Annotated in this window: 10 protein-coding genes, 1 tRNA gene and 1 pseudogene; 8 read left to right on the top strand and 4 right to left on the bottom strand. The window is 63.7% G+C overall.

The window, feature by feature from the left end:
• Nucleotides 1-53: 53 nt before the first annotated feature.
• Complete coding sequence (locus tag ABZ532_RS03480) at nucleotides 54-1,412, bottom strand: FtsK/SpoIIIE domain-containing protein (protein ID WP_361279217.1); 1,359 nt, start codon at nucleotides 1,410-1,412, stop codon at nucleotides 54-56.
• A gap of 2 nt (nucleotides 1,413-1,414) precedes the next feature.
• The gene (locus ABZ532_RS03475) at nucleotides 1,415-1,771 is read right to left on the bottom strand and encodes a hypothetical protein (RefSeq protein ID WP_361279215.1); all 357 of its coding nucleotides are present in this window, start codon (nucleotides 1,769-1,771) and stop codon (nucleotides 1,415-1,417) included.
• Between the two features lie 145 nt (nucleotides 1,772-1,916).
• Here ABZ532_RS03475 and ABZ532_RS03470 point away from each other — a divergent pair, with 145 nt between their 5' ends.
• The 3 genes from ABZ532_RS03470 to ABZ532_RS03460 all read left to right on the top strand — a co-directional run bounded on the left by ABZ532_RS03470 (nucleotide 1,917) and on the right by ABZ532_RS03460 (nucleotide 4,238).
• Nucleotides 1,917-2,285 (top strand): winged helix-turn-helix domain-containing protein, encoded by a 369-nt coding sequence (locus tag ABZ532_RS03470; protein WP_361279213.1) that lies wholly within the window; start codon nucleotides 1,917-1,919, stop codon nucleotides 2,283-2,285.
• A gap of 233 nt (nucleotides 2,286-2,518) precedes the next feature.
• Nucleotides 2,519-3,733 carry a helix-turn-helix transcriptional regulator gene (locus ABZ532_RS03465; RefSeq protein WP_361279211.1) on the top strand — a complete coding sequence of 405 codons (1,215 nt, stop codon included), beginning with the start codon at nucleotides 2,519-2,521 and terminating at the stop codon, nucleotides 3,731-3,733.
• Between the two features lie 19 nt (nucleotides 3,734-3,752).
• Entirely contained in the window at nucleotides 3,753-4,238 is a 486-nt protein-coding gene (locus tag ABZ532_RS03460) for an NUDIX hydrolase (protein ID WP_361279209.1), read from the top strand.
• A gap of 50 nt (nucleotides 4,239-4,288) precedes the next feature.
• Here the strand turns inward: ABZ532_RS03460 and ABZ532_RS03455 are convergent, their stop codons facing one another.
• Nucleotides 4,289-5,143, bottom strand: coding sequence for a nuclease-related domain-containing protein (locus ABZ532_RS03455; RefSeq protein WP_361279207.1), 855 nt, complete (start codon nucleotides 5,141-5,143; stop codon nucleotides 4,289-4,291).
• 479 nt (nucleotides 5,144-5,622) lie between these two features.
• On the opposite strand from ABZ532_RS03455, the gene ABZ532_RS03450 reads away from it, so the two are divergent.
• The 4 genes from ABZ532_RS03450 (at nucleotide 5,623) to ABZ532_RS03435 (ending at nucleotide 9,893) form a co-directional block, all read left to right on the top strand.
• A complete protein-coding gene (locus ABZ532_RS03450; protein WP_361279205.1) occupies nucleotides 5,623-6,693 on the top strand; it encodes an ATP-binding protein in 1,071 nt (356 codons plus the stop codon).
• A gap of 1,331 nt (nucleotides 6,694-8,024) precedes the next feature.
• Nucleotides 8,025-8,954, top strand: coding sequence for a restriction endonuclease (locus tag ABZ532_RS03445; RefSeq protein ID WP_361279439.1), 930 nt, complete (start codon nucleotides 8,025-8,027; stop codon nucleotides 8,952-8,954).
• A gap of 60 nt (nucleotides 8,955-9,014) precedes the next feature.
• Nucleotides 9,015-9,100, top strand: a tRNA-Arg gene (locus ABZ532_RS03440).
• Between the two features lie 226 nt (nucleotides 9,101-9,326).
• On the top strand, nucleotides 9,327-9,893 hold the full coding sequence (locus tag ABZ532_RS03435; RefSeq protein WP_361279202.1) for an SUKH-4 family immunity protein: 567 nt from the start codon (nucleotides 9,327-9,329) through the stop codon (nucleotides 9,891-9,893).
• 448 nt (nucleotides 9,894-10,341) lie between these two features.
• Here the strand turns inward: ABZ532_RS03435 and ABZ532_RS03430 are convergent.
• Nucleotides 10,342-10,849: pseudogene (locus ABZ532_RS03430) on the bottom strand (helix-turn-helix domain-containing protein); the annotation flags it as partial.
• A gap of 427 nt (nucleotides 10,850-11,276) precedes the next feature.
• Here ABZ532_RS03430 and ABZ532_RS03425 point away from each other — a divergent pair.
• Nucleotides 11,277-12,938: a DUF262 domain-containing protein gene (locus ABZ532_RS03425; protein ID WP_361279199.1), complete on the top strand. Its 1,662-nt coding sequence runs from the start codon at nucleotides 11,277-11,279 to the stop codon at nucleotides 12,936-12,938.
• The last annotated feature ends 131 nt before the right edge of the window (nucleotides 12,939-13,069 follow it).

Here is a 13,069-nt window from a genome sequence, read left to right as displayed (position 1 = left end):
ACGGGGGTAGGGACTTGGCGCGGGGCGGTCGCGCCGACCGGGGTACGGGTGGATCAGACGGAGGCGGGTGCCTCGGTCGGGGCCGGGATCTTGACGAGCGAGACCGTGGGCGGCAGTTCGGGCCGGAAGGCGGCGAGGCCGGGCAGCTCGGGGGTGCGGTGGGCGTGCCGGTTGCAGGCGTTCACGGCCTGGCGCATCGAGGTGTGCGGGGTGCGGATGCGGGCCCAGCCGCCGGTCGAGTCGCCGGTGACGGCGAGGCCGGGGGTCTCGGTCGGGATGGAGATGGCGGCCAGGACGGCGTCGGGTGCGATGTCGCCGAAGGCCATGTTGGCGGAGGTTTCGTCGTTGACGCGGTGCGCGGTGCGGCCGGTGAGCTGGGCGCGGAGCATGGTGATGCCCTTGCCGAGTTCGGAGCCGAAGCGCTGTCCGCAGATCTCCAGGTAGATGCCGGAAGCGCGGCCGAGCTGGGCGAGCCGGGCGAGAGCGGTGATGATCCGGTCGCGGCGCTTCTCCTCGTCCTTGGTGGCGAACAGGGCGAGTTCGGCGACTTCGTCGATGAGCAGGACGATCGGGGTCGGACGCAGGCGGGCCGGGAGGTCCCAGATGTCGGCGGCGATCTCAGCATCAGGCACGTCGGCGGTGATGCGCTGTTCGACCCGGATCAGCTGGTAGACGCCCTCCATGTGTGTGACGAGTGCGTCGAGGAGTTCGGCGGCGGTGTCGGGGTTGTCGGCCAGCGCGGAGAAGCGGCGGGCCAGCGGGAACAGCTCCACACCCTGTTTGCAGTCGATACCGACCAAGGCCACGTCCTGTGCGGCGAGTTCGGTGACCAGGTTGCGCTGGTAGACGGACTTGCCGGACTTCGTGGCGCCCAGGGTCAGGGCGTGCGGGGTGCTGCGGTAGTCGCGGTAGTGGACGGAGCCGTCCTCGCGCAGGGCGACGGGGACGCGCATCGGGGCGGTGTCGACCTTGGCAGGCATCTGCACCCGGGCGAGTACGTCGTAGCCAGTCATCCGCAACTCGACGACACCCGAGCGCAGTTCCCGGGAGGTAACGCCGTACATCGCGAACGAATGCCGCAGCCGGTCACACGCGGCCGCCACGTCGAAGGCGTCCTGACCGGGCCGGAGCCCCAGCCGTAAGACGAGACCGGTCCGGGTCGGACGCAGCCGCAGGATCTTCGGGGCCCGCGAGGCAGGGGCAGGCCGGTTGGCCATCCGGGCGATGGCCAGCCGCCAGCGCGGCGGAGGGACGGTCAGCCCGCACGCCTCCATGACCGAGCTGTAGTGGACCACGACCCGCAGCGTGGCCAAGGTGATCCCGAAGGTCAGCCAGTACCAGGCGGGGCGCCGCCACCGCAGAAGACCCGCGGTGACGACGACCAGCACCAGGAGGGCGATCAGCCACGACATGATCAGGCCGCCTTCGGCTTCGCGGCACCGGCTGCGAGCGACGTGACGGCGACCGCGCGGAACGCGATGCCGTGACGACGCTGTCCGTTGAACTCGTTCTCCCACGGCCGAGCGATCAGCCCCGTGAGAGCGACCGGGGTGCCCATGGCCAGATCACCGGAGATACCGGTCTCAGGCACGGTCACCGAAAGAATCTCCACCTCACCGTTCGCCGCGAACATCACGTCCACGGTCGACAGCGCGGCACCGGTCTCAGCATCCATCGCCCGCTCACCGGTACGGCGATCCTTCACCTTCGGCTGCGGGGGCTGAGCCACCATCACCGTGGCGGCGGAGGTGTCGACAGGAATCTGACGCATAGGGTGCGCTCCTTCGATCAACTTGACGCACTTAGTACGTCGACTGACATTGAGACTGCACCTAACGCACTTAGTATGTCAAGTGATTCTCGACTCTTGTCTGTTCTGTGTGCTCCACTTAGTGCGACAACCACTGAGAGGGGCTATGGCCGACTTCACCGGGCGTGCGAGGTACTTGGAGATCGCCGACGACTTCAAGCGGCGGATCCGAGACGGGGAGCTATCCCCGGACGACAAGCTGCCGTCCGAGACAGAGCTGATGGCTGAGCACGGCGTATCCCGAACTGTCGCCAGGCAGGCGATCTCTCGCCTCCGGGAGGATGGCTACGCGTACTCCCACCAGGGCAAGGGCAGCTTTGCAACCCTCCCCAGCGAGGACCGCCCGCCCAAGCACAGCTCGGAGTTCGAGCAGATCACCGCGTACCTGGCGGAGGTCCGCCAGGACGTGCGCCGCCTCGCGGATCGGATGGACCAGCTTGAGCAGTTGGTTCGGAAGCATCCGCAAGACGGTTGACCATTGCGTCAGCGCGCCTCGCAAGATCGGCCACCTCCTCTCCAAGTGCCCTGACATCACGGATCAGTCCCACCACTTCGGCCGGGGTCAGCGCCATCGTGGCCCCTTCGTTGTAGTTCGATCTGACAGCCCTTCGGGTTGTCAGCAACGCTAGGACCAGACCGGCGCAGCACCCCGGAAAATCTCTCCGGGGTCGCATAGAGAGACGGGTGGACGCTCTCCCCATGCGAGGAATGACGACGAACCTGACGATCGGCGAACGAGTCGCGTGGTACCGCCGGAGGCGCGGGATGTCCCAGGAAGTGCTGGCCGGACTCGTCGGCCGCACCGTCGACTGGCTGAGCAAGGCCGAGAACAACCGGTTGGAGCTGGACAGGCTCTCAGTCATCAAGTCGCTCGCCGACGCCCTGGACGTCACCCTTGGCGACCTGCTCGCCGAGCCGACGCTCATGGACTGGAGTGCCGACAGCGGTACTCAAACCGTGCCAGCACTTCGTACAGCCCTGATGAACTACCGCCAGCTCACTCCCCTGTTACAAGTCACTACCGAAGGCGAACCGACGTCTCTCAACGAGCTGCGCAGTAACGTCGCCGAAGTCTGGGACGCCTACCAAGACTCCCGGTACGGGTTCGCCACCAGGCGTCTGCCCCTCCTGCTCGCGGACGTCTTCATCTCGACCCAGGCCTACGCTGGCCTCGAGCGCGAGCAGGCACACGGACTGATGGCGATGACCTACCAAGGTGCCGCCATGGTGCTGACCAAGCTGGGCGAAACTGACCTTGCGTGGATCGCGGCCGACCGAGGCCTGACGGCAGCTCAGCAGTCCGATGACAACGTCGTAACCGGCTCTCTGTTCCGGTCCGTGGCGCACTGTCTCCTGTCGAACGGAAGGTTCGACGCTGCCGTGCAGCTTGTAGGCGACGCTGGGGAGTACCTCCGACCGGGACTCGCCGAGCCCACCCCCGAGTTCCTGTCGATCTACGGGACCCTGTTCCTGGCAGGATCCATGGCGGCGGCCCGCGCGGAGGACCGTGCCACAACTCGGATGTTTCTCGGAGAAGCCGATCAGGCGGCGCGACGGCTCGGGCACGATGCCAACCACGTCTGGACCGCCTTCGGACCGACGAACGTCGCGATTCACCGCGTCGCCACTGCGGCCGAGCTGGGCGACATGCAGGTAGCCGCAGACCTCGGCCCGCAGATCGACACGGCTGCGTTGCCGACAGAACGGCGCACACGCCACAACCTCGAAGTTGCTCGGGCGCTCAGCGCGCACAACCGGATCGACGATGCCCTAGCCAAGATCCTTGAAGCGGAGAGCTGGGCGCCCGAGCAGGTACGGAGCCACTACCTCGCGCGCGAGCTCGTGCTTACCTGGGTCCGGAACCAGCGCGGACGACCGAGTCCCACTCTGACAGGCCTAGCCGACCGGCTGCATGTGGTCTGAGCTGGGTACCCTCGGCTGCATGGCAGCGAATGCACATGAAGCAAAGATGGCGCATCCGCGCATGGCCGCGGGTGCGCTCTTTTTCGATGACACTGGACGGATCCTCATGGTGGAGCCGACCTACAAGGACTACTGGGAGATCCCCGGCGGGTACGTCGAAACCGGCGAGTCGCCACTGCGCGCTGCCATCCGCGAGGTTCAGGAAGAGCTAGGGATCACCCCGCCACTCGGGCGCCTGCTGGCCGTCGACTGGGCGCCGAGCGAGGCGGAGGGCGACAAGGTCCTGTACCTCTTCGACGGCGGCCGGCTCACCTCAGAGCAGCTGGCTGGCGTCACTCTCCAGCCCGATGAGCTTCGAAGCTACGCGTTTCTTGCTCCGGACGAGATCCCAGATCGCACCATTCCCCGACTGGCCCGCCGCATCTTGGCCGCGGCAGAAGCCCGCGACGAGGCCGTGCCCGTCTACCTCGAACACGGGCAGAAGCCAGGCAACGAAGCCGCGTGACTGGGATAGAGACGGCTCTTTCCGCTGCACGCTTGTGTGGCGGTCGCCGTTCAGGCCGCCACCCAGGCTTGCCGGTGACGGGCAATCCTGTAGATCTCCTCCACCTGATCAGCAGTGAACACCCCGGAGAGCGGTGCCAAGGCGGATACCTCGCGCTCACGGTAGACGCGTACCTTGAGTTGGGTGGCCACGACCTTCAGATCGGTTACACCAACGAAGACGAGCACCGGCTCTACTGGCACGGGAAAGTCGCAGCACCGCTCGAGCACACGCTGCACACGTGCGGCCTCTGACCGGCTCTTGCGTACGTGAGGGACAGGTCGGCCACGGTTCACCTTGACCACATCGTCCCCGACCCACACCGACTTCTCGGGGTAGTGCTTGGTGTTGATGCTGAACACCCCACCAGTCCCGATCAGCAGGTGATCAACATCGACATCATGCGGCAACGGTATGGAGTGCAGAACGCGCCAACCCTGCCGCTCGAGTCGGCTGAGCTCGGAGCCCACGCGCCGCTCACCCGCGATGCCCTTGCGCCACGAGTCGCCGTCCACCGGTCGCCGTAGCAGCCAAGCGAGCGTCCGCTTCAGCAAGCCGGGGTCTGACTCAGCAAGCCGGGGTTGCAGGTTCGCCCCAGGCGAGGTCGCAGCGAGATCATCTGCCGGAGTCAACGGGGGGAGACGCACCGGTTCAGGACTCTGCACCGGCTCGGGTGACCGGGCATGGTCAACGTCCGGTAAGCGCCCCTTCAACATTGCTAAGACTTCCGCACGATAGCCAACGACCAAGATCGTGATGGCACCTGTCTTGCAGTCAGCCCAGCCAACGGCAGTGCCATCGGGCAAGTTCACGTATAAGCGATCATGCCCGAATCGCTTCCAACGAACGACTTTCAGCTCAGCCACGAGCCCCCCTCGAAGCTTAGAACACAGTTCCGCCATAGCAGCAGGAGCTAGACAGAGCCACAAGACCGCACCCGCGGTAAGAGTTTCTCTACTTCATCAAGGCGGCTCGCTCCGCTCGCCGCGCGCGCTCCCCGGCGTCACCGCCGGGGACGACGCTCCTGTCTCCGCCCCGCTCCGTCCCCGGCTACGCCGGTCGCGCGGCTAGAGCGAGCACCATGACGAGGTACAGGAAGGCCCGCGGGGGGCCGGTCGGCTCCACGGCTTTAGCCACCTCCCCGATTCGGGTCCCGCGTCGAGCAAGACCAGGGGGCCACTCGGACACATTGCGGGCAGGGGACAAGCCTGCCCGAGTTGCTGGCAAGCGTACGGCCCCCTGATCATGCTCGCCCCAACTCGGGCAGGACACCGGCCAAACCCGCTCCGCCGACCTTGGAGGCAACCCGATGGAAGACCGCGGACCTCTCTGAAATGATGGCGGCATGGCACTGCCCCTCAAATTTTCGGATGACCGGAGATCGATCACGGTCGACGGAATGGACATTGACCCGATGACCGTCCGGGCGGATAGCGAAGTGGAGGCTGAGGCAGGGAATGTCGCTGAGTTAAAAGTTGGGGACTTTCTTGGTGCTGTCTATGAATCATGTTCACCCAATAATGGGCATCCGGCCTACGTTATCCTGTTCGGTGAGCGAGAATATCGTTGGGCCGCACTCATCTTCGATGCCCTCGGCCCCAATCTGATTGACCTAAAAGTGGAAGTCAGATGCTTCCATGGAGAGCCGTCGCCGGTTGCCGTTTCAATGGCCAAGTCGATTGCTTCAAGGCTTTGCATAGGCGAGGCAAGCTTCACCTACTCTACCTCCTATTCGGACGGGGATTTTTGGGTCGGCAGGATGCGGATAGTGGATGCCGAATTCACCTTCCAAGATGCTTTCGAATGTTTCGACGGATTGGCCCGATTGGCCGACCTGGAGGACCCTCGGCGAGTCATCGACCTCAGCACGGCCTTGCGCGCTCTTAAGGGTGCGGTTCCCGAGCTTCTGGTTGGCTTGTACGAGAACCAGTGGCTTGAAGTGAAATCGCAGCCTTACGATCTAAACAAACATGCGGACCGTATTGAGTTGGCGAAGGACGTTGCGCAATTTGCCAACAGCCCTGAAGGTGGGCTTCTGGTTATGGGTGCACGCACAAAAGACAAGGGCTTCGGCGATCGAGTGGAAAGGCTGACCCCCCTATCCGTGCTGCCGAAAATTGAAGAGCGGTATCGCAAAGCTATTGATCAGCGTGTCTTTCCGCCGATTACGGGCCTCGATATCGTCCGGGTGGCCATGGCGAAGGGGGAGATTATTTACGTCCACGTGCCGCCACAGGCGGCCGCATATAGACCGTTCATCGTGGAGGGTGCTGTGGCGGACGGCAGTGCCTTTGAGAACTTCTTCATGATTCCGCAACGTCGCGGATCAAGCGTTCACGCAATCTCTGGCAGATCGCTGCACTCGTTGATTTCCGGGAAGCTCTTCCTTGACATCGACAATCTCCCAGGGGAATGATGCTCCGGGCCACCGGTGAACTGGGACTCAGGCCTTGCCTTTCCTCCACCAAAGAGCCGGGGGAGTCCCAGGGCACACAGGAAACCCATAAATGGGCCCGTTCCGCGCTGAAGAACCTGGAGTGGGGGGGCCTGGTCTTCGTCGGTGTAAGCGCCGTCAAGGCGATGCAGGGCGTCTTTGAAGACGCGAATCGGGAGTCGGTCTGACATCCGCAGGTGACATCAACGACCGCGGACAGCAGCGGCACCGAACGACCCTCAGCAGCGCTGTCACCAATGGTGTGAGCGAGTGAGGCGGCCGTGGGGTGGAACTCCCAAAGCGGTGCTCAGCATCGTGCCCGATCCGTGCCCGACAGGTCGGTAAGCCACGGACAACAGCGGGTGCCAGGACGAACCCCAGGATTCCCCCTGGCACCCGTTGCTGCTGGTCAGGGCACCAACTAAGCCCAGAAGCACGGTGATTCCCAAGCTCAGGGCTTTGAGGTTGCTACGGACTCAGCAGCGGTTCGTGATGGTGCCAAACCAGGTAGCGGTCCTCGTGACGGAGTTCGGCAGATCCCCACTCGACTCTCATGACACCGCGGTCCATGGAGCAGGCGTACGCGACGATCACGAGGTTGGCATCCGGCGGCAGCTGGGCGAGCGCCCGGTGAGGCTCCGGTTCGTCAAGTTCGAGCCCAAGGTCTAGCTCTTGCTGACGCGGCTCGGGGCCGTGACGCCTGATGAGCTCAGCTCGGAGGCCGACGTTCTTTTTGAGACGCGCTGAGGCGACCGGCGCATCTTGCTTCGCATAGCAAATGGGGTAGATCACTTGGCCGGACACGATCATCACGGTTCGCGCTTGCAGCCGTACTCCGGTTGCCCCAGGCAGGGACGCCAGGCCGGCCGCTAGCTCCTCGTACTGCACTGCGTGAAGCCCGTGCCCGTAGGCCTCAAGTGTCTGCGTGTGGACACCCTGGTGGCCGTTGCGTGCTCGATCATGAGCCCGCACTAAACAGGCGGGAATGATCTCAGACAACGGTCCAGCCAAGTCACCGAACGTCTTGAATGCCCATGGTGTCAACGGACCCACGCTTTAACACCCTTCCCCCAGGTAGCGCCGGCGCGCCGAGCAGCGACTTCCCAAACCGTGAGGCGAGCAACGGCGTTGCGCAAGGGCGCACAGGGGGCGCGACGTGCGCATGCCTCCCGCGGGAGGCTCTCTGCATGACCCGACAAACCGTCAATGTCCGATTTGGATAAAGGATTTCGGCATCTGATTTTGATGTGACATTCTCTTCACCACCCCCACCCGGGGTGCTTCAACGTGCCGAAGGAGGGCTCGTGATCGAGATGGCTACGCCTGCCGCAGAGTGGACGCTCCAGCCCGGCGACACGATCGAGCGCAAGCAACTGCACAGCGTCTTCGGGGGCCGGACTCAGGGCGGCATCGGGCCTTCGGCGAAGACCCCCAACGTGTTCGTCTTCACCGACCCCGTGGCCGGAGAGAAGCACGGCTACTACGACGACTGGATGCCCGACGGCCGCTTCCACTACAGCGGTGAAGGCCAGTACGGAGACCAGCGGATGGTCTCCGGCAACGCCAGCATCCTCAACCACCAGGCCGAAGGGCGCGCCCTGCGCGTATTCCAGGGAGCCCGCGGCACCATCACCTACCGCGGCGAGTTCGTCGTCGACCAGGAGAACCCCTGGTACGAGGCGGATGCGCCCGAGACCAACGATGGCCCGCTCCGCAAGGTCATCGTCTTCCGACTCCAACCAGTCGACACCGCACCGAGGAACCCCGCCACCAAGCTCGGCCGGCTCCTCGAAAGCCATCCCAACCCCATTGATGAGCTGCCCATCGAGCGGAACGAGACCGAGAAGACGTTCGTCAACCCGAACCGCGAAGCCTACGAGGCCGAGCGTAGGGAAGGCCGGCTCGTCACCGCGTTCGCCGGTTACCTCACCGGAACGGGCCACGAGACCTGCCGGCACCGCTTGCTCCCTCCCGGCGAGACCCGCCCTCTGTTCACCGACGTCTACTGCAAGCAGCTCGGCCTGCTCGTGGAGGCCAAGGGGAGCGTGACCCGCGAAAACATCCGAATGGCCATCGGCCAGCTCGCGGACTACAGCAGGTTCGTGAACCACACGACCCGTGCCATCCTGCTGCCCTCCAAGCCGCGCCAGGACCTCCTGGACCTCGCCGAAAGCCAGGGATGCATCGTGATCTGGCCGGAGGGAAAGGGCTACAGCGCCACGGACGCCACCGTCCTCCCGTAGTGCTACAGCCCCACCTCACACGCCGCGGCCTATGCGTGGACGGGTGAGGCAGTACAGGCTGCCCCTGGGTTCCTGACCTGCTGAAACGCGTGAGACACACGGGGCCTCCGGAGCCGTGTGCGCAGGTTCGAATCCTGCCGGGGGCACCCTGTACGAGGTGCCCAAAGACCCCGCCATCAGCGCTATCGCTGAGGACGGGGTCTTCGCGTTTGTGCATGCGGGTGCAGCCCGGAGCGGCCGTACGTCGGGGTCCGTGGACTATTCGTGGAAGGATCTTGCGGCATCGGCGCAGGTCAGTGCCGGGAACGACGAAGACCCTCGGACGGGTTCAGGCGGTAGGGTGCCGCCTCTCAATGGATGGTTGGGGGCTTCGTGTCACTGTTCTACGAGGATCTGCTTCATGAGGACCTCGTCGACTGGGCCGGTGAGAGGAACGTCGAGCGGGCAGAAGTCAGGACCGTCTCACGCTGGCACCTACCGGAGCAGGACAAGACCGTCCTCGTCAGCGTCGGCGTGCCGATCGTCGACCACGGTTTGATCTCTCACGTCTGCTTCCAGCCCGAAGCGGAGCCGACTCTACGAACCGGCGACGGCAAGCTGCTCTATTTGCTGGCCGAGAAGCGGAGCCCCTTCCCCTCAGGGACCATGACGTGGTCCTTCGGTGCAGAGCCGGGTACCGGCGTCGTCTATTACGTCATGCCTGACGGCGATGTCTGGTTCGCCAACTCCTCGATCACCTTGTGGGTGCAATGCCTGCACCACTACGGCCTGCGCGTCGACACCTGTGATCTCCTCCTTAATCCGGATTGCCACGAGGAGGAAGCCGTCCTGGCTGAACTCAACAAGCTAGCTGCCGAACTGGAGGAATTCGACTCAGCCGCCTTCGAGGGCTACCGCGGCTTCATCTGGGCGGAGTTCCTCAGCCGCTGGCTCTGGTAGACCCCGCTGCGCAACACGGATCACTCGTACTCTCGCAGTAGTTCGTCGATCCTCCGATCTGCAACTTCCTGCCTGCCGTCGCGGCACTTCGCGTGCCGGCTGAGCAGGACCTCAACACTGTTGCCCCGCACGCTCGGCCACCTCGGTCGCGTCCACCCGGCGTTGAGCCACGTGGAGTGCGCAGAGTGCCGTAGGACGTACGGGCGCCGGGCGAGCGGCGAGGCGACCGCGGCCGGTGGCAGGGCGAGAAGCTGCGCCTCCAGCCAGGCCCTGTAGTAGGTGGCCGACGACACCACTCCCCCGCCCTCGTGAAGGAGAGCCGCCTGTCCTCGGCAGCCTCGAAGGTGCCGACGTGGTTCCGCAGCACGGCAACCAGCTGCGGCAGAATCTGCACCCGGCGGACCTCCTCGACGGACCGGTTCTTCAGCCTGCGGTCGCCGTGCTCTCGATCGATCCGTTCCGGTTTGACGTCGAAGTCGGGTTCGGGGACTCCTTCCAGGTCTTCGAGCACTGAAGGAGATCCCGCGGCGGGCCAGTAAGCACCGCACGGCCTCGCGGCCGATCCGAACGGGCCTGACGATGTTCCGGCTCAGGCGATCGGCGAGTTTGCGGATCAACCAGCGGGTGAAGAGCTTGCCCAGCTTGGTCGGGCGGGTGGTGGCCGCCTCGATGACGAAGCCTCGTCGTCGCGACTCAGCATGCGGGGACGGCCTCCCGCCCACCGAGGTTGAGGCATGCAAGCCCGATCTCGTTGAAGCGGTGGATGACGTCGCGGACGGTGTCTTCGTCCGCCTGGACCAGGCGCGCGGTGACCGGAACCGGGTTGCCGCCGACCGAGGCCTGCAGGATCACCGCCCGCCTGAACCACACCAAGCTGGTACTGCCCGACCGCACGATGTGCTGGAGCTCTGTCCCTCATGTTCGGTCAGCCTGCGAACTCTGAGCGGTAGTGCTATCCCGCCTCCCCTGCTGGTTGGAAGCGTCATCGCTTCCAACCAGCGGGCAACCCGGCAAACCTTCTCGGTCACGGCACTAGGCAGTGATCTGGCGGGCATCGTGATCGCGCTGAGATGCGTACAGCTCGGACCGAGATCATCGCAACCACTGCCAGTCCCCAGCCGTAGCCTTCAACCATGCGCGGAGGAGCGATCACAGCGAGAGTTCGCGCTCAAGGGCGCTGCCGAGCAAGATGAGTTGGGGCGCGAGGCGTTCGGATTCGCGGCCAGCGTACGGGCGTCGACCTCTCGCCTCATGGCAGCTCCCGCCAAAACCGCTTCACCGACCTCTACTTGTGCCCACGGCCACACGGCGGACGGTAGCGTGATCTATGCCGAGCGCTACACCTAGCGAGTGCCTCGCGCAAACCGCACACTGGGAGGGGTCATGGAGGCGAGAAATCGCAGCCTTAGCGAGTGGCTTGCGGCTGTACGGGCGGGACACGTGCAACTCCCGCGGTTCCAGCGCTTCGAAGCGTGGAGCTACTCTCAGGTTCAGAGCCTTCTTGAGAGCGTCCTCAACGATCTGCCGATTGGGGCAATGTTCGTCCTGGAGGTGGAGGGAAATCCCCCCTTTCACCCTCGCCCGATCAACAGCGCTCCGGCTGGTGGGCGAGTGAGCGAGCTACTCCTTGACGGTCAGCAGCGCGTGACAGCTCTCTGGAAAAGCCTTCAGGGAGGGTACCCCGAACGGGAGTTCTTCGTAAGCTTTAATGAAAAGACCGACTACGAAGGAATAGCAGTTCATTCCGTCAAGGTCAGCGCCAAAGGCACCAAGAGATACCCCCTATGGCTGGACGAACCGGCGAGGCTACTCGCCCGCGGGTACATTCCAGTCAGACTGCTCCTGCCCGGCGAAGAGGCGAACAATGCGGCGCTGCAATGGATCAAGGAGGCGTGCGAGGGCGACCAAGAGAGTGTTTTCACTCACCTTATGCAAGTGAACGAATGGAGAGCGAGATTCTCTTCGTTCAATATCCCGTTCTTGTCGCTCCCCAAGAGCACTAGCCCAGCGCAGGTCCTCGAAGTCTTCACGAGGATCAACACGGGATCCACCCCGCTCTCGATCTTCGATATCATCACAGCAGATATCGAGCAGGCTGTTGGTGAATCTCTACATGACCTCCTAGAAAACTTGAATGGGCGAGTGCCAGGTCTCGCTCGCTACGGAGACGTCCAGGATATCGTCCTGCGGACTGCAGCGCTGATGCAGGATAAAACTCCTGACCGGCCGAGCATTCTGAATCTGGATTGGGAGCAGGTGGTACGAACGTGGCCACAACTGGTCGCAGGCGCAGAAAAGGCTGTCGAATTCCTCGAAGCTGAGAAGGTGGTGGACGGCTCCAGGCTACCGATCTTCACAGCCCTTCCAGCACTCATCGCACTGTGGTCGTACGGGGCAACTCTGAGCCCTGATCGCCTAGGAGCAACCCGTACCCTGCTGCGAAAGTTTATGTGGCGCGCGTTCTTCACCGAACGATACGAAAGCAGCGCACATACGGCGGTAATTCAAGATGTCCGTGAGCTGACTAAAGCGATCCGAGACAGCGCCACCGAAACTAAGCCTCCGATCTTCAGCTACGCGTTGCCATCCGAGGACGATCTACGCGAAGCCGGATGGCCGAAGAAGAAGGATCGCCTTGCGAGAGCGATCCTTCTAGTCAGCCTACAAGGTGGCGCCACCGACCTCGCTGACGGTGGCCCCATAACGGTTCTCAATGCGAACCAGAGAGAATACCACCACATCTTCCCCGATGGATACCTTAGAAACATTCAGTCGCAAATGCCAGCAAATCTCGCACTGAATTGCGCCTTGATTACCTGGAAAACGAACAGGACGATCCAGAATAAAGAGCCTCTCGTCTACATGCGGGACCGCGCCGAGGCCAACAGTCTCGGAGACGATGAGACTGTCTTCAGGTTGAAGTCACACGCCATCCCGGAAGAGCCGCTAAGGCAGAACGACTATCCTGAATTCATCCGCGCACGAGCGGTAGAGGTGGCCATAGCCATCAATGCACTCAGTGACGGTCGCCCCTGGAGTCCATAACACCAAAAGGTTTCCACCGCAGGTACTGCATCATCGAGAAGGTCGGTAGAGCCATGCCTGCGCCGGCCGAGCAACACCAGTGCGCCCGTCGATCGCTCACGGCCCATTAGTGGACCAATCGCGGTGGATAG

This window comes from Streptomyces sp. NPDC019396 (assembly GCF_040632375.1).
Classification (GTDB): Bacteria; Actinomycetota; Actinomycetes; order Streptomycetales; family Streptomycetaceae; genus Streptomyces.
Note: the sequence above shows the minus strand (reverse complement) of the source record. Positions and strands in the feature narration are given on the sequence as shown.

What these genes read in the sequence shown, in the direction of transcription:
- ABZ532_RS03480 (WP_361279217.1), bottom strand. Translation starts at nt 1,412, where the DNA reads ATGTCGTGGCTGATCGCCCTCCTGGTGCTGGTCGTCGTCACCGCGGGT.
- ABZ532_RS03475 (WP_361279215.1), bottom strand. Translation starts at nt 1,771, where the DNA reads ATGCGTCAGATTCCTGTCGACACCTCCGCCGCCACGGTGATGGTGGCT.
- ABZ532_RS03470 (WP_361279213.1), top strand. Translation starts at nt 1,917, where the DNA reads ATGGCCGACTTCACCGGGCGTGCGAGGTACTTGGAGATCGCCGACGAC.
- ABZ532_RS03465 (WP_361279211.1), top strand. Translation starts at nt 2,519, where the DNA reads ATGACGACGAACCTGACGATCGGCGAACGAGTCGCGTGGTACCGCCGG.
- ABZ532_RS03460 (WP_361279209.1), top strand. Translation starts at nt 3,753, where the DNA reads ATGGCAGCGAATGCACATGAAGCAAAGATGGCGCATCCGCGCATGGCC.
- ABZ532_RS03450 (WP_361279205.1), top strand. Translation starts at nt 5,623, where the DNA reads ATGGCACTGCCCCTCAAATTTTCGGATGACCGGAGATCGATCACGGTC.
- ABZ532_RS03445 (WP_361279439.1), top strand. Translation starts at nt 8,025, where the DNA reads ATGGCTACGCCTGCCGCAGAGTGGACGCTCCAGCCCGGCGACACGATC.
- ABZ532_RS03425 (WP_361279199.1), top strand. Translation starts at nt 11,277, where the DNA reads ATGGAGGCGAGAAATCGCAGCCTTAGCGAGTGGCTTGCGGCTGTACGG.